The organism is Haloarcula onubensis (assembly GCF_031624605.1).
GTDB lineage: Archaea > Halobacteriota > Halobacteria > Halobacteriales > Haloarculaceae > Haloarcula > Haloarcula onubensis.
This window is the reverse complement of sequence record NZ_JAMQOS010000008.1, coordinates 118,059-137,603: the sequence shown is the minus strand read 5'-3', so window position 1 is coordinate 137,603 and position 19,545 is coordinate 118,059. Positions and strand designations below refer to the sequence as shown.

At 60.1% G+C, this 19,545-nt stretch carries 17 protein-coding genes; 4 read left to right on the top strand and 13 right to left on the bottom strand.

Annotation, left to right across the window (positions count from 1 at the left end; genetic code table 11):
• Positions 1-47: 47 nt before the first annotated feature.
• Genes NDI86_RS20160 through NDI86_RS20150 form a run of 3 tightly spaced genes read right to left on the bottom strand, consistent with a single transcriptional unit; the run spans position 48 to position 2,252 of the window.
• Positions 48-800: an ABC transporter permease gene (locus NDI86_RS20160; RefSeq protein ID WP_310902078.1), complete on the bottom strand. Its 753-nt coding sequence runs from the start codon at positions 798-800 to the stop codon at positions 48-50.
• On the bottom strand, positions 797-1,534 hold the full coding sequence (locus NDI86_RS20155; RefSeq protein WP_119712877.1) for an ABC transporter permease: 738 nt from the start codon (positions 1,532-1,534) through the stop codon (positions 797-799). Before NDI86_RS20155 ends, NDI86_RS20160 begins: the two co-directional genes overlap by 4 nt.
• The gene (locus tag NDI86_RS20150; RefSeq protein ID WP_277524741.1) at positions 1,527-2,252 is read right to left on the bottom strand and encodes an ABC transporter ATP-binding protein; all 726 of its coding nucleotides are present in this window, start codon (positions 2,250-2,252) and stop codon (positions 1,527-1,529) included. Before NDI86_RS20150 ends, NDI86_RS20155 begins: the two co-directional genes overlap by 8 nt.
• Positions 2,253-2,754: 502 nt before the next feature.
• On the opposite strand from NDI86_RS20150, the gene NDI86_RS20145 reads away from it, so the two are divergent.
• The 3 genes from NDI86_RS20145 to NDI86_RS20135 all read left to right on the top strand — a co-directional run bounded on the left by NDI86_RS20145 (position 2,755) and on the right by NDI86_RS20135 (position 4,071).
• Positions 2,755-2,976 (top strand): hypothetical protein, encoded by a 222-nt coding sequence (locus NDI86_RS20145; RefSeq protein WP_277524742.1) that lies wholly within the window; start codon positions 2,755-2,757, stop codon positions 2,974-2,976.
• A 126-nt stretch (positions 2,977-3,102) separates the two neighbouring features.
• Positions 3,103-3,471 (top strand): SHOCT domain-containing protein, encoded by a 369-nt coding sequence (locus NDI86_RS20140; RefSeq protein ID WP_119712874.1) that lies wholly within the window; start codon positions 3,103-3,105, stop codon positions 3,469-3,471.
• A gap of 9 nt (positions 3,472-3,480) precedes the next feature.
• Positions 3,481-4,071: a cupredoxin domain-containing protein gene (locus tag NDI86_RS20135; RefSeq protein ID WP_310897853.1), complete on the top strand. Its 591-nt coding sequence runs from the start codon at positions 3,481-3,483 to the stop codon at positions 4,069-4,071.
• Between the two features lie 56 nt (positions 4,072-4,127).
• Here NDI86_RS20135 and phaC read toward each other — a convergent pair whose 3' ends face one another.
• The 5 genes from phaC to NDI86_RS20110 form a co-directional block, all read right to left on the bottom strand.
• Complete coding sequence (gene phaC, locus NDI86_RS20130; protein ID WP_417936300.1) at positions 4,128-5,450, bottom strand: class III poly(R)-hydroxyalkanoic acid synthase subunit PhaC; 1,323 nt, start codon at positions 5,448-5,450, stop codon at positions 4,128-4,130.
• 26 nt (positions 5,451-5,476) lie between these two features.
• The gene (locus NDI86_RS20125) at positions 5,477-6,115 is read right to left on the bottom strand and encodes a MaoC/PaaZ C-terminal domain-containing protein (RefSeq protein WP_310897855.1); all 639 of its coding nucleotides are present in this window, start codon (positions 6,113-6,115) and stop codon (positions 5,477-5,479) included.
• Between the two features lie 139 nt (positions 6,116-6,254).
• The gene (locus NDI86_RS20120; RefSeq protein ID WP_310897856.1) at positions 6,255-7,490 is read right to left on the bottom strand and encodes a tyrosine-type recombinase/integrase; all 1,236 of its coding nucleotides are present in this window, start codon (positions 7,488-7,490) and stop codon (positions 6,255-6,257) included.
• On the bottom strand, positions 7,487-7,945 hold the full coding sequence (locus NDI86_RS20115) for a hypothetical protein (protein ID WP_142980818.1): 459 nt from the start codon (positions 7,943-7,945) through the stop codon (positions 7,487-7,489). The genes NDI86_RS20120 and NDI86_RS20115 overlap by 4 nt, the downstream gene beginning before the upstream one ends.
• A gap of 3 nt (positions 7,946-7,948) precedes the next feature.
• The gene (locus tag NDI86_RS20110) at positions 7,949-8,530 is read right to left on the bottom strand and encodes a DUF7342 family protein (protein WP_142980819.1); all 582 of its coding nucleotides are present in this window, start codon (positions 8,528-8,530) and stop codon (positions 7,949-7,951) included.
• Between the two features lie 450 nt (positions 8,531-8,980).
• On the opposite strand from NDI86_RS20110, the gene NDI86_RS20105 reads away from it, so the two are divergent.
• Complete coding sequence (locus NDI86_RS20105) at positions 8,981-10,069, top strand: WD40/YVTN/BNR-like repeat-containing protein (protein ID WP_310902076.1); 1,089 nt, start codon at positions 8,981-8,983, stop codon at positions 10,067-10,069.
• Positions 10,070-10,237: 168 nt separating this feature from the next.
• Here NDI86_RS20105 and NDI86_RS20100 read toward each other — a convergent pair whose 3' ends face one another.
• From NDI86_RS20100 to NDI86_RS20080, 5 genes are all read right to left on the bottom strand, one after another.
• Positions 10,238-10,549, bottom strand: a complete 312-nt coding sequence (locus tag NDI86_RS20100; protein WP_310902075.1) for a hypothetical protein — start codon at positions 10,547-10,549, stop codon at positions 10,238-10,240.
• Between the two features lie 560 nt (positions 10,550-11,109).
• Positions 11,110-11,517, bottom strand: a complete 408-nt coding sequence (locus tag NDI86_RS20095; protein WP_310902074.1) for a DUF8160 family protein — start codon at positions 11,515-11,517, stop codon at positions 11,110-11,112.
• Positions 11,514-12,332, bottom strand: a complete 819-nt coding sequence (locus tag NDI86_RS20090) for a ParA family protein (RefSeq protein WP_310902073.1) — start codon at positions 12,330-12,332, stop codon at positions 11,514-11,516. Before NDI86_RS20090 ends, NDI86_RS20095 begins: the two co-directional genes overlap by 4 nt.
• Before the next feature lie 356 nt (positions 12,333-12,688).
• Entirely contained in the window at positions 12,689-16,324 is a 3,636-nt protein-coding gene (locus NDI86_RS20085) for a UvrD-helicase domain-containing protein (RefSeq protein ID WP_310902072.1), read from the bottom strand.
• Positions 16,317-19,373 carry a PD-(D/E)XK nuclease family protein gene (locus NDI86_RS20080; protein ID WP_310902071.1) on the bottom strand — a complete coding sequence of 1,019 codons (3,057 nt, stop codon included), beginning with the start codon at positions 19,371-19,373 and terminating at the stop codon, positions 16,317-16,319. Before NDI86_RS20080 ends, NDI86_RS20085 begins: the two co-directional genes overlap by 8 nt.
• Positions 19,374-19,545: the final 172 nt, after the last annotated feature.

The following is a 19,545-nucleotide window of genomic DNA, read 5'->3' as shown; positions in this document are numbered from 1 at the left end:
CTGTAAATTCGTCCGTCTGCGGAGGTTGCCCTCTTTCGATTGCGTCGTCACGTCGCTCGAGTTCCTCGGTAGTACACCCAAATAGCGAGGAGTCCGACGACGAGGAGGTAGCCGAATCCCCAACCGAGCGACATAGCAGTATCGAGGTCCGTCGTGAGTCCGGTATCGACCATCACCCGGACAGGATGATACCCTGGGAAGAGTTTCATCCACCACTCGGGTTCCGACTGGACGAACAGCGGGTCCTGGAAGAGACCGATGTCGATCATCGGGAGGATCAACATGATCCACAGGCCGGCCAGACGGTTGAAGACGGCGCCGACGAGCATCCCAATAAGTCCGTAGGTAACTGAAAGGATGACCATCGCGGCGACGAACCACCACAGCTGTTCGGGCTGGAAGTCAACGAGCATCACGCCCACGGAAACGCCGACAACGACAAGCGTGATCACGGCGAGGACGCCGAACCGTGCGGCGATAACCTCGCGGGCGCGATAGCCGACAACCGCGAGGCGGCCGTCCGTATCTCTCGCCTCGCGCATCAGGAACAGGCCGGCCAAGCCAGCGATAAACGAGCTCGTGATCGGTGTCATGATCACGCCATGGACCTCGGGCATCCCTCGCATCACGGTCGTCGTCTCGCCGTCGACGAGCGTCCGGACCGGCATTTGGACGTCCTGGGTGACCGCAAAGGCGAGCGTGATGAACGACACTGGGAGAATCACCAGGAGCGCCACGAGGACGTAGTTACGGGCGTGTTCCCGGAGCCCGATACCGAACGCCGTGGCCGTTCGATTCACGCTGACCACCCCCCAGACGTGCGCATCGTCGCACCGAATACGGCAGTCACGAGGACGAGCAACACGAGAACGTATCCGCCAACGAAGGCGAGGTCGCCCGCCGCGAACGTGCCGTCGAAGACGGCCGACTGGAGAAGTTCTTTCGGATGATACAGCGGGAAGTACTGGACGAAGTCGGGGACATCCGCGGCGAGCGGGCTGTCGCCACTGAGGAACGCGTCCATCATCGCGAGGAACACGACGACGAGCGACCCCTCGAACAGCCGCGGAAGCACTGCGCCGACGAGCGCACCGAGGAAGGCGTAGACGACGCCCGCGAGCGCGAGGAACGCGAACACGAGCAGCGGTGCCTCGGGTTCGACGGTCAGCCAGAGGACCCCGAAGTTCACCCCCGCGACGACAATCGTGACACCCGCGAGAGTCGCCAGCCGCGTCGCAAGTAACGTCCTCGGCGAGTACCCGGTCTGGACGAGCCGTCGGTCGGCCTCCCGGGCACTGATCATCTGGACCAGACCCATCAGCCCAGCGATGATGGCGACGCCGAAGATCGCGCCGAGTACGCGCCCGAGATCGAGCGGAATCGCCTCGACGGTCGGCATCGACGGTAGCCCCGCCATCGCCTGTCCCCACCCCTCGATGACCACGAGCGGCAGCACCAGCGCGAGGACCACGTTCAGGGGCGTCCTGAGGAACGTCCTAACGTTTGATCGAACGCCCACGGCGAACCTATTCATCGTCTCCCTCCCGGTCGCTCCTGAGTTCGCTCACGGTCTCTTCGTCGGTCACGTCGTGGACCAGACCATCCCGCACCTCGAAGACGCGGTCGAGACGGCTTCGTTCCTCGATGAGGTGAGAGATCATGACGACAGCAGTGCCGTCGTCTGCGAGGTCCTGAGCCATGTCCCAAAACCGCAGGTAGGTCTCCCAGTCGAACCCGGTGTAGGGTTCGTCGAGCATGAGAACGTCCGGGTCGTGCATCAACGCGATGCTGAGGTTGACCTTCTGTCGGTTCCCGCCGCTGAGCTGGTCAACTCGGTAATCGAGGTACCGTTCGAAGTCGAGTTCGTCCGCCAGTCGCCGTTTCGCCGCGTCGATCTCCTCGCGACTCATCCCGTACCCCGCGCCGAACAGTCGGAACGTTTCTGAGACGGTCAACCGATCGTAGAGCAGGGGCTCCTGCGGACACCAGCCGATGGTCCCAGTCCGTTCAACCGTGCCCACATCGTGATCAAGGACGCCGACGAGGATCTTCATCAGCGTCGACTTCCCCGACCCATTCTCGCCGACGATGCCGACGATCTCGCCGGCACGGACCTCGATATCCGCACCGGTGAGAACGGGCGTCGACCGTCCCAACGGGAGTCGTGACCCGTAGGTTTTCTCGAGGGCGTTGCCTCGAACGAGCGTCTTACTCTCACCGACCGTCTCCGTGGGTGCCGTGGTCGTTTCCATACGTAGAAAGACGTTCTACTCATTCAATCGAATTGTTGTTAGGAATCGAAAGTTGACCCCGTCGAAGAACCCGGAGATTGGGTTGTATTTCGAAGAGAGCAATGGATAGCCAACGATTTGGCATTCATTTTGTCTCCAAACAGGGATAGACTTGGGCGGTAGCCGTCATGAAAATCAGACATCTATCAGGCGCCGAGCATAGCGTTGATGCGGTTTGCGAGCCAACGTTCGAGTATCCATGGTTCAGTGCTACATCTGTGACTCGGAATGCGCTAGCGACGACGAGGTGTTCGTCTGCGAGCACTGCGGGGTCTCCTGCCACCGACACTGTATGGCGGAATACGACACCGATGTCTGCCCGAAGTGTGTCGGCGAACCGATGATCGGAGCGGTCGAATTCTAGTCGCTCCGTCTCACGCCTCCGCCGCGGACAGCCCGGAAGCAACGTATATGCATGGTCGGCTGACGAAATGCGTTTTTGGCTCGTGCCCGTAGCGCAGGTATGTTTACAACCGTCGAACTTCCCGACGTCGACGAGGCCTGTGCGTACTGCGGATCGCGTATCTTCGACCACGACCCGATCTGTGTGCGCGACTGTACCGACGACTGCGGGTCGGCGACCTACTTCTGCAACTACGCGTGTCTCTCGACCTACGTGGACGAAAACAACTTGACGGCTGGCGACGCGTGCGAGTGGTCGCCTGACGACCCCCACTGCTGCTGAGTGCGCTCACCCCAAGCAAGACACGGAGCGACGTATTGGCCGCCACCCCGCCCAGGAACTACCAATAGAGCAGTTCTGGTCGTCCAACTTTATGAATGCAGCCGGCGAAGTCAGTAGTGGTTACCCATGTCGACAGAGCGCACGTCCGACGGGCTGCTCCGAATCGTCCTAATCGTCCTCGCAGTGGTCGTCCTGTTTCCGATGTTAATGATGGTTTTCGCCGCTCCAATGATGGGAATGATGGGCTGGTGGTGGGGCGGCGGCACGGCCGGCGGCCTCTCGCCACTGTGGGGCGTCGGGATGATGCTCGTCTGGCTCGTCGTCCTCGTCGGCATCGGCTACCTCCTCTATCGCGGCCTCGTCGGTGGGGTCGGGTCGTCGCTAACCACTGATAGGGCACTCGAAGAGCTCCGAGTAGCGTACGCACGAGGGGATCTCTCCGACGAGGAGTTCGAAGAACGGCGTGCGAAACTCACCCGCGAGGAGTCGCAGTAGTCTGCAATCATGTCCCCGACAGTACAGCGACGCGAGTTTCTCACTGCGCTCGGAGCCGGCATCGCAGGTTTAGCGGGCTGCGTCGGCAATCTCCCGGGAAGCAGCGGCGGGGTCGATCGAACGATCTACGTCGGCGCGTATCACTGGGGCTTCATCATCGTCGACGACTCCGGCGAGGAACAGGACCGCATCAGACTGCAACGGAACGATGTTCTCCGTGTCGTATCGTTCAACACGCTCGCGAGTCAGGCCGTCCAATCCCTCCCGGCGTCGATTCGAGACGCCCTCCCCGACCACGAGGCCCTCGAAGAACGAAACGCGGAACGCATCCCGGACCCGGCCGACGGCGACTTCCACGAGCTACTCGAAGAAGCGAACGAGCAGTACCCAGATCATAGCCTCGCGATCATGCCCTCCGGACAGGTTCACATGGGCGGTGGAATGATGATGCACCCGGTTGCACTTCCGCAAAATGCCACCAGACCCATCGTTCGACAGTTAGGGGCGACGCAACGGGGCGATTACACGCTGAGTTGCCTGACCTACTGTGGCTATGGACACCCGTACATGGAAATCGACGGTGGCATCGTCATCACATAGGGATCCGTCGTAGATGTCACCGGGGAAACTGTCCGGGAAACAGCGCGGGGAGCGAACTAGCTGGAGAGCTGTTGGGCTTGCTGGATCCACGACGACACTCGTGAGCCACTGATACCCAGTCGCTCAGCGAGCGCGGCCGGATCCGCGGCTGCGAGTTGACTCACCGTAGAAATCCCGGCGTCATGAAGACGCTCCTCGTACGCTGGTCCGATGCCGTCGAGCTTCTGCAACGACTGTTCCTGGTCAGCTCCTTCTGGAACATCGCTCCCGCCGGGTGTATCCGTTCCTTTGGTCGAGGTCACCGACCGCTCTCGAAACCACGTCGCCACGCGGGGCCACAGCTCCGCGTGGGCCTTGCCCGAGACGGCCATCCCGACGTGACCGGTCGGAAACTCGTAGATGTCGGTGTCTTCGCTTGGGATAGTGTCCATGAATGGTTTACTCGCGTCCGGCGGGATGAGGTGGTCGAACGAGCCGATGATCTGTAAGACCGGCATCGTGAGATTCTCGATGTCGACGGGGGCGCCATCCAGCACGACTTCGTTCCGGTAGAGGGCGTTTTCCTGGTAGATATCTTCGATGAACTGTCGATAGGCTTCCCCCGCGACGTCGACCCCATCACGTACCCAGCGTTCCATTCGGCCGAAGTTCTCGACGGCAGTCTTGTCCTCGAGGTTGTCGAACAGGATGGTGTACTTCCCGGCGTAATTCTCGATGGGATTCATCTGGGCGAACCCCGTCGCGAGAAACTCCGCCGGGACGTTTCCGTACGTCTCGGTGATCGCTCCTGGATCGAAGTACTCCTCGCTTCCCCACTGCTCGAGGATACCACCCGTATCGTCGAAATACAATCCCGTCGCCATGAGGCCGAGATTACGGACCTTCTCCGGGTGTAGCGCAGCGTACATCGTACTCAGTGTCCCACCCATGCAGTAACCGAGGACATTGATTTCGTCAGTTTCAGTTCGATTGCGGACGACATCGACGCAGTTGTCGATGTATCGATTCACGTAGTCTCCCAGCGTCAGCGACGCGTCGAGTCGGGACGGTTCCCCCCAGTCGATGAGATAGACGTCGAAGCCGTCCTCAAGAAACCGTCGTACGACGCTCTTGTCCGGCTGGAGGTCGAGGATATATGGTCGGTTGAGCAACGCGTAGACGACGAGCAGGGGCGCGTCGTGTCGGTCGTCGGTCAGGGCCTCGTAGTGCAGGAGGTCGAGTTTATTCTCCGAATGGATGACCTCACTTGGCGTCTGGCCGACCTCAAAGGAGGCGAGATCTTCGAGCCGATCCGGAAGTAGGCGCATCTTCTCGGCGGCGTCCGTTCCCTGGGCGAGCATTCTGCGTTGGATCTCCAGTGGGACTGTGAACGGATTCATGATCTTAATCTAGCTGTACGGACGAGTCACTCCGGGAGGGGGTCGATCAGCACTGTCGCTGTTCCATCGAGGACTATCTCACCAGCGTCGTTTTCGATGCGCGTCGTGAGCCGATACCGGTCGCCTTCGAGTTCGTCGACGATCTTGCATTGAGCCGTCAGTGACTCGCCGATGTCGACCGGGCGTCGAAACTCGAGATTCTGCGAGATGTAGATCGTGAGGCCGGGAAAACACGCGAGGGCGGCGCTGATGAGTCCGGAGACGAGTGTCCCGTGGACGATCCGGTGGCCAAACCGCGTCTTCTCAGCGAACGCGTCGTTGAGGTGGAGGGCGTTCGTGTCGCTGGTCGCTTCGGCGAATTTTCGGACGTCGTCGTCCGTGATCTCCTTCGAGAAGCGAACGCTGTCGCCCTCCTGGAGCGACGTGGGATCTTCGATTTCGATATCGAACTCGCCTTTTGCCCGGCCATATGGCAGGCGAGGGAGAATGGCTCCACTCGCCTCGACGAGATGTGGATGGGGCGTCTCGACGTACTTCTCGGGAGCGCTATCGAACAACGCTTGGCAGTCGTTCGAGCAGAAGTGGAACGACTCACCTTCGTACTCGGTTGTCGCTTCGGCAGATTCGGGTGGAATTTCCATCCCACACACGGGGTCAACTGGCATGGGTACGCTGAATTGATGGCTCGTTCACGGACGGCCGGGGTCGGAATCGTTCAGTCGGTCTGCTAGAGAATAACGTGTCCACTCCCTATCAACGTACGTGTCGCTCGCAGCACCAATCGAGAGCAACTGTAGAAGGCGATCACTTCCCTATGTGGTCAACCTCGTTGAGAGCTTCAGTCGCCACGTCTCCAAGTTCGCCTGCCTCGATGTGGGAATAGCGCTCGCGGACCATCTCCTCCGAGTTGTCGAGATATCGAGCTGCGACCGTGTAGCCGAATGCTCTGACGAGGACCTCTCCCATGCCTCGTCGACCGCCGTGAGGAGCGAGGTAGTCGTGTTTCGGGTGGACGATGTCGACCTCCCCCTCCTTGGTGAGTCGTTGGAGAATCGACCGTGCACCATCGGTCGTGATCGACGGCGGCCGAATGTCCCAATCGAGCGCCAGCAGGAGGTCGCGAGCGTATTCTTCACGGCGTTCAATAATTGCTTCTGAGCGTTCCCCTCGTTCGGCTAGCTCTTCCCGGACGAGCCCTGCGAGCGTCCGTTGGTCGAACGTTGGAAACACCGGCCACCGCTCCGTCGGTGGGTCCATCAGCTGGCGGTAGCTCCGGAGCGGCGAGATCACCGGGTCGGGAAGACTGGCGGCGTCCCACTGCTGTTTCTTCCGGTAGACGTCCATACTCCCGTCGTCAAGGGAGATGTCCTCCCAGCGAACACCGCGTCGGCGCGGGTCATTCGGGTCCCGGAGGAGTTCGCCGACGCGGACGGCGGTGTACGCGAGGACGAACACCAGCGCCCGGTCACGAGCCGCCTTCAGCGCCGCGTAGCGTCTTCGCTGCTTGTCGAGGGGGTCAGTATCCTCCGGAAGTATCGTGTACGCCTCGACGGCGTCGCGGGCCCGTTCGTCGACGTGGCGGGTGAGGGCGTGGCGCTGTTCAGACGTCCAGGCCTGCTGGTCGCCGGGCTTGCGGCCGTCGTCCTCCGGCAGCGGCGCCATCGCACTGGCCCGCTGCGCGTAATGCGCCTCGAGATATCCCTCGTTGACGCACCACCCACACCAGGCAGAGATATAGCGGTAATAGGTTTGTACCGTGTTCTGCTTGAGTCCCCGATCTCCACCGAGATGCCGGGCGTACTCCCGGAACACGCGTTCGTCGAGATCTTCGAAGGTGGGTTCGCGGTCGACGTCATCGGGGACGATCCCGATCCAGTCGTCGCCGCGGTCGCCAGCGGCCCACTTGACGAACCGCTCGAGCTCGCGTGCAGCGTTTCGTCGATAGTTCCCGCCGTCGCCACCGCGGCCTTTCCCCTTGTCCTGGAGATAGCGCTCGAAGGAACTCGCGAGTGACTGATCGGAGCGTTCTCGGGGAGTCATGGTTCTTCGTTCGCGTACTGGTAAGTCAGACGAACATCCTCGAGGAGTGCTTCGACGATTTCCCAGAGGATCAGGGAAGGAGTCTCGTGTTCAAATGTGATCCCACAGCGGTCCTCCGTATTGGCGGCAGAGTACTGGAAATGCGCCCGTCCGAGATCGGGATGGTCCTCGTCTTGGTGCCAGCCGGCGTGAAAGCCCGTGTTCGGATCGGTGTAGTTGATACGGAACCAATCGTGAGGGGCCTGTCGATACCACTTGACGGTCAGTTCCGGCGAATCAGGGCCTGTCGGGGGATCCAGACGGGCTGGATCAAAAACCGCCCGTAGCTGCTTGGCCTCGATATCGTCAGGAACGTACTCGACGGCCGTGATCTGGGGGACACGGTCGAGGACGTCCCGCTTCAATTGGGCGTAGAGGTTCGCGTTCGGGTCACCACCTGGATGCGGGACCGACATCCGTTAGCTGCTGGCCTCGGCAGACTCTGTCGTCGGAGCGAGGAAGTCCCATTCGCGGATGGCAAAGCCAACGATCTGGATACGACGCTGAAGGTGCTCCCACTCGCGGGCAATCTCACGGCGACGGTCTTCCTCGTCACCGTCAAGGGACTCGTCAGCGAGCGTTCCGCGAAGCTGGTTCGGTAACTCGACGCCGAATTCGTCCTCCCAGTCGCGGATCTGGGTCTTCATATCGGCGAGCCGGTCCGTAAGCTCCTCGACAGTGTGTCCGCTGTCTCGAAGGCGCATCGCCTCCTGCATCGCTTGGCGGCGATAATCAGGGTAATACGTCGTGTGAGTACCGCTTTCGTCACGGTGGAGGACGCCGTCGTCGACGAGTCGCTCGAGGACGCGCTTAGTTGGTTCGTGTGACCAGCCCGCTTCGGAGGCGATCCAGTTGGCTGTCTGTGGCTCCGACAGCTGCCGAGCAACCATCCGCACGCGGTCTTCACCCGTGGTCTGGCGTTCCATCAGGCCCTCGGAGTTCGATTCGTCTTCGGTCATACAACACCCTTCGGACTGTGTCTTAATATAGATTGAGGTCATTAGTCCTATATCGAATGCGCTTCTTCGCCATCGCCTCGACCTCGGCTGAGGAGAGTCAGAGCAAACTCGGAGCCCGGTCTTGTCGGCTCTACCCCGGGGGAAGCGCCGTTGTGAGGGGGTTGCAGCATTCGTGCTTCACCGACGGCGGCGGGGCACTTCAAAGTGGTCGTGATTACGAGCATAATCAGGACCACTTGCTGTATTCGACCAATCGGAAGAATTCGAGGGTCTGGAGTCTCTTAGCGCCGGAATCCCGCACTACAGGAAAATGTATATCGTATATCGCTATACAAAATTCCGGGCCTCATTCTGCGCACAACCTCGGAGGATGGAACAGTACTTGAGAGAGGTTCATATACTGATAACGCGCTGAACATCAGGATTCAGAATCATTCTGAATCCTCTGTGTCGTATGATATCAATATCTCCGGAACCGCGACTAAGACCCACTTGGCTGACCCGGGTGACACCGTATCCAGCAGTAGCAATAGTGCGACAATCTCTGGAAGCCTTGAGACTAAGAACAACGATGAAGATTCGTATGAATACTCCGGTAGAATGGAAGATATCTCATTCACTTCCGGAATTGGTGAGGAGTTAGCTATCCGTAAGGACGGGAGTCCTGTGGCCCCGGAAGAGATCGCGGAGACGACCTGGTTCTCTCCAGAGGTCCCAACCTCAAATACTCTATATGGGATATCGAAATCCAATCGGGGACCGATTGCAGTAGGCGGTGGTGGGAAGGTGCTTCTCCGAGATAGAGGTACTTGGACAACGATTGTATCTTCAGGGCCATCCGGGGGTGGCAATACCCAGAATGTCGCCGCTAGTACTACCGATCTACAGAATGTTTGGTTCGGAGGCAGTAGCGGCACCCTCGGGGTATACAATACCGCCGATGAGTCTTTGACTGATCACACTGCGCCATCGAACATCACGAATAGTTGGACCGCTATGGAAGTAATGGGTGATTCTGCATCCGATCTCGTTATTCTCGGTAGTGGATCGGGCCAGATTCTGATTGGAAGAAGGAAGTCCGGAACTATGGAATGGCAGGACCCGAGCGTTCCTGCCACTGGGTCTGCAATCACGGGTATCAATTTCGCTACGGGTAGAGTAGGGTTCTTCTGTGACACAAATGGAGACGTATACCGAACAACCGATGCTGCGGCGTCTTGGTCGGAACTAGAATCACTCTCTGTGGGAGGGACCCCGAACGATATTACCGCACTGTCTTCCCAAGGTGTAGTCGTTGCATGCGGTGGTGGGTATATGTCGAAATTCGACGGATACAAGTGGTCAAATCGGAGATTTGGGGGTAGTACTCACAATGCGGTACTGAGCAACGACCACCGAACGGTTATCGCTGGAAGTGGAGGAGCCGTTAGGTCCAAGGAATTGGGTGGATGGGATATCATTCACGATGCCGGTGCAACGATTCATGATGGAGTCCTGTACAGTGGCCAGACGGAGATTGGGATTATGGTCGGTAGTAGCGGTGGAATCTACCAACAATCTCTAAACAACGATCTGTACTGAAGGATAGTAAAGGGTTCTCTACTGTAGCTGTCGTTTTGCTCGCCACGCACAATCGTTCCGTCCAAATCCGGCATGACGCCGTGTAGATTTGGCCAGTCTACGGCAGTGAGAGGAGAAAATGACGCCGTAAGTAAGACTTGCTCGGAGTACCGATTCCACGCTTCGATATCAAGAATGCCGTTTCAGGACCAGAACGGCGAGGCTGATCCCGGTAAAGAAGACCGTCCCGGCTATCAACACTCCCTGAGGGATGGTTTCTCGGTACGCAACTACGAGGTAGACTACGACTGCGAGCGCGACTATGGTGGCCGGATGAAGTGAGAAATCCGAGAGCGCGCCGCGTGCACCGAAGATACAGAGCCCCAGCCCCGAGACGAGTAGCGCCGGATCAACGGTGACCAATCCAACGGCAAGCACGACGGTGCCACCGACGGCTATAGCGGCGTAGGGGTCGAACGAGAGGTCCAACAGTTCGGACACGTCGGAGGTGTCTCCTTGTGAACTAATAAATCCACGACCATCGAACGTGCTACTGCACTCGATTGTGATTGCCTCAGATTACTCATACTCGTCTTCTTCGCCGAACCGATCGTCAAGCGCAGCTTCGATGTTCTCCTTTTCTTTTGAATACGGCGTCGAATGCCAGACCGACGTGGGTGGGGGGTAGAGCCGCTGGCGACGTCGACACGGCAAGCAGCTCCATCCGCGTCAAGATCGAGACTCCCAGTCGGGCTGACTCGACGACGATGTACAGCGGGGCAAAAGAACTGACTGTGTCGCCGCCGCTCGGGATCCTCAAGATCAGGGATCGACACCGATTCGGTACTCGACGACTGCAGCGGGATTGACTCGTCGAACGCTATCGTAACGGTTCGCATCCGCTTCAGTGCCGCGAAGTTGCCCGATTTCGGCCTCGAAATCAGTTTTGGCAAAAACGAGAACGAATGCGCACGCTCGACTGCCCCTATCGGTTTATACTCATTTAGTAGAAAATAAGGCATGCATCAGTTCTATCCTCCGAGGGTGTGTTCTGCGTGAGGTCATTCGTCGCCGAGTTCCGAAAGCCGAGTCTGGATTTCTTCGGCATCCGCCTCAGAGAGCGCCTTAATACCGAACTGGACGAGTAGCGGGTAGAAGTGGCGGTTCTTCTTGAACTCGTTCCGGCCCGCCTTGCGGAGCTTCAACTGGGACTCGAGGTAGGTGTCCTCCATCTCGTCGAGGACATCGTCGGGAATGTAGATCGTTCGCCCGTTCCACTCGTCCTTGATGTTCGTCTTCGTTTTGCTCGTTTCGTTCGTTTCCTTCGTTGAAGTCGATTCGGTCGTTTCGGTCGATGAACTGGTTTCCACCGTTTCACTCACCCCACTCGTTTCGCTGGAATCAGCCTCGTCGTCCTCCTCTTCGTAGTTGCCCTCGATGCCGGATGCATCGCCCCAACCGTCGGTCATGCTTCCACCTCCTCAGGTGCGGTCTTCTCAAACGTCTCATCGAACAGGTCGGCGATCTCGTTGAACAGGTCGCGTGCATCCTCGACGCGCTGGTTCTCCTTGCCGAAGCCGAAGACGGACACACCCTCGCCAATCGACTGAGAGAGGTCGGTCCGCTTCGGGATCTCGAACACTGGGAGGGAGTACGCCGACTTGATCTCCTCGATGGTGTCGCGGTGCTCGGCGTTCTGCTCGACGCGGTTACAGACAATCGCGAGCCGATTGATGTCTCCGTACGCCTGTTCGAGGGAACTCAGCTGCTTTGCGAAAATCTGGAGGCTGTTGGCGTTGAGCTTCTCGGGAATGACGGGGATGACGACGTTGCCGGTCGCGACGAGGGCGTTGTCGGTGAGGACGTTCAGTGATGGCGGCGTGTCGACGATGATGTAGTCGTAGTCCTTCTCGAGTTCGTCGAGAGTCATCTCCAACCGCTCGCGACTCTTCGGCGCCTCAAGCAGCGTCTGGATGTTCTTGTTGTTCGCGAGTTTCTCGCTGGCGGGAAGAATGTCGAATTCCTCGTGCTCGACGATGATGTCGTTCACCGACTCCATCTGGTCGAAGTCGAGGACGTCGAACAGCGTCGTACGGTCGGTATCGTAGTACAGATCGTTGTAGCCGAGCGAGCAGGTAAGCCCGCCGTGATAATCAATATCGACCAGGAGGACGTCGTGGCCTCGGGCGGAAAGTGCGCCGCCAGTATGAATGACGTCCGTTGTTTTCCCCGCGCCTCCCTTCTGATTCGCCACCGTGATTCGTGCGGTATTGGTGTCGGCCATTATCTTCGTTACTCTCGTTATGTTCGTTTCGTTCGTTTTGGTCGTTTAGTTCGGTGCGTTCGGTGAGGGTGTTTCACTCGGTGAGAGGATTACTACGATGTTAAAACCAACTGTTCGTTCCACTCGTTGATGGGGTTTCGTTCATTTTCATCATATTGTTCGTTTCTCTCGTTTAGCTCGTTTCGTTCACCGAATACTATGTTCCAGCGTCGGTTCGGCTCGTTCCAGTAAATTCATTCATTACTCGAAATACTCTCGTTGCGTTCGTTTCGTTCGTTCTATTCGTTTTTCGAAGGCTGCTACCAAGAGCTTGTCCTGACCTATCGCAAGGTGGGTGAGTTGGCAAAAACAGAGGCTTAATCCACCAAATCCACCATTGACCGTAGTTCAGATTCCATCTCCGTCATCTGATCCGACACCCAATGGAACCGCTCCTCTATCCCCTCGTCAGTAAACCGGAGTGAAGCTCGTACGTCACGATTCCGGTCATGTTGGAGGAGAGCGAGAGCGTACGCGAGCATCTGCGGTCGATAGTGTTCCGCGAGCTCATCCGAGGTCTTAGCTGAGAGCTCGTTGGTCTTGTAGTCGATTATGTGGAATGCGTCTGGCGTGACGAGCAGCCGGTCGATATCACCGACAATCCGCGACTCACCGATTCGAGCGACAACAGAGTACTCGTCGTAAACCTCCTGAGGCTGAGTATCAGACTCGATGTGATCAACGAATTCGACTGCATCAGCTGCGTGGTTGACAGCATCATGGAGGTCCGATTCTGTCGGCTCCTCACCAGCCATCTGACTCAAACGACGGATCAGGGTGGTCCACTCGTCTCTCGGTGGACGAAGTTCGTTGACCCGGTGGACGACCGTCCCAAACGTCGTTGGACTCAGGCCGGCCGACTCCTCACGCTGAGAGTAACTGTGACCGTCTGGAGACGCATCCGCCACCGCATTCACGAGGGTCGTAGCCGCGATCCGTTTCGCCGGCGCTAACGACGGCGGTGAGGGAATCGATATCTCCGGCGCTGAATCGACAGCGTCGTCGTCGGTGTACCAGTCTACTGGGCGCGGCGGCCTGCGAACAGTATAGCTGGCTCCATCTATCTCACCACGAGCCTGTCCGTCACGAACCGCCTCGGCGACGAGTGTTCCGTCGAGGAGGGCTGGCTGTAACCAGTCGCGCCACCGGTCTGCGTCGTCGAAGGCTGCAGGCTCGCCGAGTTCGATTGTACCAGACTCGTCGACATCGATGTCGTGCGTGCCGCAGAGAAGAAGGTGATCGCGCGTTCGTGTACACGCTACGTAGAGGAGGCGTTTCGACTCCGCCCGCTCCTGTGGACGCGACCGTCGGTCGGCGTACTCGTGGACGGCCGTCTTCTCGATGGAGAACGCATCGCCCGGATTCGGCCCGCCGACTGCCGGCATCGGCGGCGCGTCATCAGTTCCGTCCACGAGTCGAACGTACCCATGGTCGTCGACGGAGCGACCGAAGTTGAGGTCACTCCCGAGATCGGGGACGGTGACGATCGGGAACTCGAGTCCCTTCGCTGAATGGATCGTCATAATCCGGACGCCCTCGGCGTCACCGGGAATATCTGCCTCCCCCTCACGAGGGTCGATCTCGGCTTGGCGGTCGATCCGGTGGAGCAACCCAGCAGCTGTGTGAACACCGTTCTCGCTCCAAGTACGGACCTGGTCGCGGAACTTCTCGACGTTCGCGACGGCCTGTCGACCGCGTTCGTCAGCACTCACACTCGCCAGATACCCCGTGTCGTCGATCACTCGGGACAGCAGGCGGTTCCACGGGAGGACGCCATCTTCGGACGGCGTCGCACAGCCGCTGAGGGTCCGCCACGTCGTAAGGAGATCGAACGCGTCCGCGAGCTGTGGATCGTCCGTCTCGGCGAGTGCGTCCCATACTGAATCGGCCTCTGCGACAGCCGGTGCGAGGCGATCATCCGCGAATCCGAACAGCGGCGACCGAAGCACCCCGTAGAGGGAGACGTCGTCCTGTGGGTCACCGAGTACTCGAAGGAGGTTCGTGAGCGCCTGGACCTCAGGCGTATCGTAGAATCCGACGCCACCGACGACAGTGTAGGGGATGTCGTACTCCTCGAGGGCACGCTGATACCGATCCAGATGGGTTCGCCGGCGGAGGAGGATTGCCGTGTCGTCGGGAGTAGCGTCACGATGGACACCTGTATCGGGGTCTTGGACTTGCGGCGGATCGTCGAACAAGTGGGTCAGTCGAGCAGCGAGCGCTTGCGCCTCGGCCTCGATAGTGTGGTCGAGCGCACCTTCGGCGACCGGATGGTCGTCGCCGAAGAGCTCCGCTGCCGTATCGGCGTCGTCGGGCACAGCGAGATACTCAACGCTCCCGGTCAGACCCTCGATGTCCTCGATACGGTCGCGTTGTGTGGTCAACTCCTGCGGTGGCGCTTCGTAGGGTTCGTGGCTGTCACCCTCCGGCTGGAATAGGTACTCGAAGAGCTCGTTCAGGAACGACAGCGGCTCGTCCAGCGTCCGGAAGTTCCCGGAGAGTTCGAGCGCGGTCGGACTCTCGGCATCGCTGTCGGGAACGTCGTCAACCCCACGAGCCTCGTTGACGGTCTGGAGCTCTCTGCGCGCATCCCCGAACGTCGTCACGTCGGCCCCACGGAATCCGTAGATGCTCTGTTTCTCGTCGCCGACCAGGAAGACGTTCGACGCCGCCTGCTCGTCAACGCCCGTGAGGAGCTTAATCAACTCCCACTGGCGCGGGTCCGTGTCCTGGAACTCGTCGACCATCACGGCCGCAAACTGTTCTCGAAGCCGCTCCGTGACGGCATCGTTGGCTCGCAGGAACTCAAGGGTCGTCTCGATTACGTCGGGAAAGTCGAGAGTATCCCGGCGGTCCTTCTCGTCGGTGTAGGTTGCGAGGACGTCGTCGAAAACCCGCATCAGAGCCAGCGCGTAGTGAGCGCTGTTCGCTTCGAGCTCACCGGGTGTGGTCTCGACCGCATCCGCGTGCGGTTCGACGGCATCGATGACCGTGTCGATGGTGTCTTTCAGGTCGTCATAGACGTCACCGTACTCACCCCAATCGTCCCGGTCACCGATGACGTACCCCGAACTGCTGTAGAGGCCGCCGTTCTTCTTCTCACAGGCCTCGTAGAGCTCGAGGATTGCCCGCTGACAGTTGCGAGGATCGCTTTCCTCCTGGTCGTCCGAGAGTGTCGTCGCGACCTCGGTGAAGGTCCGGTAGGCTCGAAGGCCGTCCTCGTCGGCGAGAGTGTCCTCGCGGTCGACGCGGTTCGCGACCGTGCGTAGCTGCTCAAGGAGTCCGTTCGCATACAGCGTCTGTCGGGCGTCGGCGACGTCGAGATCACAAACGACCTCCCAGCAGATATCGACATAGTCGTCGACCTCCGCATCACGCCACTCCTCGAGGACCGCCTCGCTCTGTGGGCGCTCATCGAGTAGTCCAGTGAGTACATCGACCAGCTGGTCGCGACCCCAAAGCTGAGCCAGGAGTGCGACGTCATCATCGTCCTGGTTGCGTTCGAGAAACTCCGTCACGACTTCGCGTTGGAGTGTCGCGGCGCCGTCTTCGTCGAGCACGTCGAAGCCGAGCGGGACCGGAGCCTCGACGGCCCGTTCTCGAAGGAGCCGGGTACAGAACGCGTGAATGGTGTGGACATAGCCGTCCTCCAGATCGTCGAGGACGTTTCGCCAGCGGTGGTAGGCCTCTGGTGAATCGACAGTCTCCAGCCGGTCGTACACCTCCTCCCGAACGCGCTCGGTCAGTTCGGCAGCAGCCTTTCGCGTGAAGGTGATCGTGACGATGTTCTCCGGCGTGAGTGACGGGTTCTCGGCCAGAATCGTCACGTACCGCTCGGTGAGCGTCGTCGTCTTCCCCGTCCCGGCGCCGGCAGTGATCGCGACGTTCCGGCCCTGGACGAGCGCGTCCTCCTGTTCCTCCGTGAGCTGAATCTCCTCGGGGTCCTCAGTCATCGCTCATCACCGCCTCGATGTCCTCCTCGTCGCGAACACGGAGCGGAACGTACGCGGTGTCGTCCTCGTGGATCTTGTCGACGAACTCCCGCTTGCGGTGGTGGCGGACATCGCACGCCCGACGGTAGTCACAGTATCGGCAGTTCGCTCCGCTGGCCGACAGAAGCGTCGTGTGGAACCGTCCGTTGCCGATCGCCTCGTCGATCTGGCCCAACCATTCCGGGACGACATCGTTCAGGAACCGGCGGAGTTCGACCTCTGAATCGAACTTCGACTCGACCCCGCGTGGAACCTTGAGGTCGTTGGGGGGTCGCACCTGATAGTACGTCGCTGAAAGCGATCCCTGCTCGAACAGATCACCGTCGACGACGTTGGCCGCAGCGAGCAGATAGATAGGGAGCTGGAACTTCGTGCCACCGGTCGTCTTCGTCATATACGGTGCCCGCCCAGTCTTGTAGTCGTAGAGCGTGAGCGTCGGTTGCTCGCCGTCCCGACTCACGTCGACCCGGTCGATGTAACCCCGAATCGAGACAGTCGAGCCGTCCGGTCGCTCAACTGTGAACGGCCCAGCATCCGAGTCGGAAAGTCCCTCGCCGAACGGGGCTTCGAACAGGTGTGGGCGGCCGGCGCCGTCCCGCGAGAGCTCGTTGTCGAGGAACTTAGCGAACAACCCCTGTTCCGGTGCGTCGTGGGGTTTGCTCCCAGTCTCGTACGGAGCGCTCACGCCGTCACCCAGACCCGCGAACAGCTCCGCCTTCCACCGTTCGTAGAACAGGCCGTCGTACTCGAAGTCAGCATCCCGGAGTTCGTCAACGGCGATCTCGCGAAGGTGCGTCGCCAGGTCGTCCCGGTCGAAGTCTGTGAGATCGACACCATCCTCGGTCTCGTCCTGCAGATCCACGAAAAACCGTTCGAGGACATCGTGAACGTACGACCCGGTTTCGAGGGGGGTGGGGACGACTTCGGCATCATCGGGATCCTCGATTCCGAGCATTTCGTCAGCGTAGAACTTGAACCCACACTCGACGTATCGCTCGATTCGACTCGCGCTGTAGGGTTCCCGCTCCGACGGAGGGTATACCTCAGCGACTGTCTCGGGTTCTAACACGCCGTCGTGTTCAGAGAGGCCAGCCGTTCCCCTGTTGCCCGCACAGTGGAGTCCCCGATCCGTGCGCTTGGTCTGCTCGGGAGAGAGGTCACCTCGGTCGCCGGCGTGGCTGACTGCCGCACGCCGGTCGGCCGTTGCAGCGACGTGGCGCTGGAGATCTTCGCGAGAGCCCACGCGGTCGTCGACGCCGTCTTCGGGTTCGATGCCGGTCACGCGCTGGAGTTCGTCGAGGACTGGCGACCGGACGACGGCGGATTCGTCGTCGCCCGTCTCTGGTGTGGTGATCGTAAGTTCGTCGACATTCGCGAGCAGCGTCGCGAAGAGATAGCGCCCCCGGAGGCGCTCGTCGCCAGTGTCGAACCGCGGATGGGCGTCGGTCATCTCCTCGAAGAAGGCGGGGCGTTCCGGCGTTACCGGGAAGTGCTCGCTCGTCAGGCCCACGAGGAACACTTTCTCGAACGAGCGCATACGGGCGTCGAGCAGCCCCATCACCTCAACGTGGCCGCCAGCAGCGCGCTGGGGAACCCGGATCGGCACGCCATCGAACGCACGGGTGAACAGTGCCAACGGGGAAAGGTCGCTATTGACCGCCGCCAGCGACTCGAACGAGGCGAGGACCTCGTCCACGAGGTCGTAGGCTCGCTGTTCGACGGCTTGCTCGGCACCGCTGGCGTAGTCCTCTGTCGCCGCCTCTAGGTCGAACCGGTCGTCCAACAGTCGACGGAGCGTTTCGGTTGCGTCCTCGACGTCGCCTGTTCGGAGCGTCTCTAGCGTGGCCAGTAGTTCCTCGATCAGCGCCGCCGAGTCGTCGTCGACGTCATCGAGCAGGGGTGACACAGAAACCGTGTCACGCCGGCGTGCAGCTGCCGTGACGGCGTTGGCTTGGTCGGTGTCAACGACGTCGACCAGTGGATTCGCTAACAGGGACGTGAGATCCTCAGCACGGGGCTCGGGTTCGGCGAGGTTCAGGAGATCGTGTACAACGCTCCCGGTGAACGTCCGGTTCAACTGTGAGGCGGCGGTCGTGACGTGCGGGATGTCGAACGTATCGAACGTGTCCTCGACGTACCCCGAATAGGCCTCAGTCCCCGGGACGACGACAGCCAGGTCGTCAGGATCGCGACCACTGGCCAACTCGGCTCGGAGCTCGCGAGCAACGAAGCGGATCTCGCGCTCGGGCGTCGGGAGTTCACGCCATCGCAGAGTGTCTGGAGCAGGGACGGTGTCGGGATCCGGGCGGTAGAGCGACTCGGTGATCGTTCCAAAGGCCCGCCCTGACTCGTCGACGGGCTCGAGTTCTACTGTCTCAAAGTCAAGTTCTTCGTAGACCTCCAAGGCGTCCTCCGCAACGGCGTCGACTCCGCTCCGGCCACCCTGGTGGAGTGGCAGAAGTGCGATTATCGGAAGTTCGTCGGCGAGGCGTTCGATGAGGCGGCGTTCGACGGGACGGAACTCGTGATACCCGGAGAGAACGACGACATCCAGTTCCGGGGAGAGCGCCGATAGTGACTGCTCCGCCGTCGCAACGGCGTCGAACATTTCTCCCCGGGTACAGACCCACTCGTCGACGTAGTCGCCGTGGAGATCCCGGTACTGTCGGTACGCGTCGACAGTAGCTGTCGCGATACGGTCATCGAGGGCTGAGCCCTCGAACTCCGCTACGAGCGCGTCAGCGGTACCGACGCCGGCGTCGTCGAAGAGCGAGAAGCGGCTACTGAACGAATCTGCGAGAGCGGCAGAGGACGGTTCGCCGGCGAGAGCACCATCTGTCTCGGCTGTCGTTCTGTCGAGTGCGTACTCCGCCAGCCGGCGGTTCAGCTGCCCGGATAGGGGTTGAACCGGACCGTGGAGATGCTCGTACCACTCCCGAACGACCGCGTCGAGCGTCTCGGCACGAAGACGGAGAGGTTCGTGTGAAACGGCCCAGCTGTCCTCGACCATACTCCGGCGAGCGTCGTTCCGCGTTATGTAGAGAATACTCCCCAGCGAGTCGGTGGCAATGTCATCAGCCCGCTGAAATGCCCGTCGTTCCAATCGGGCGTGTTTCGGGCCGGTGAGAAGCGTTGAATCCATCGAACACTCCCTACCAAGATATCGGTCTCACTTCACTCTT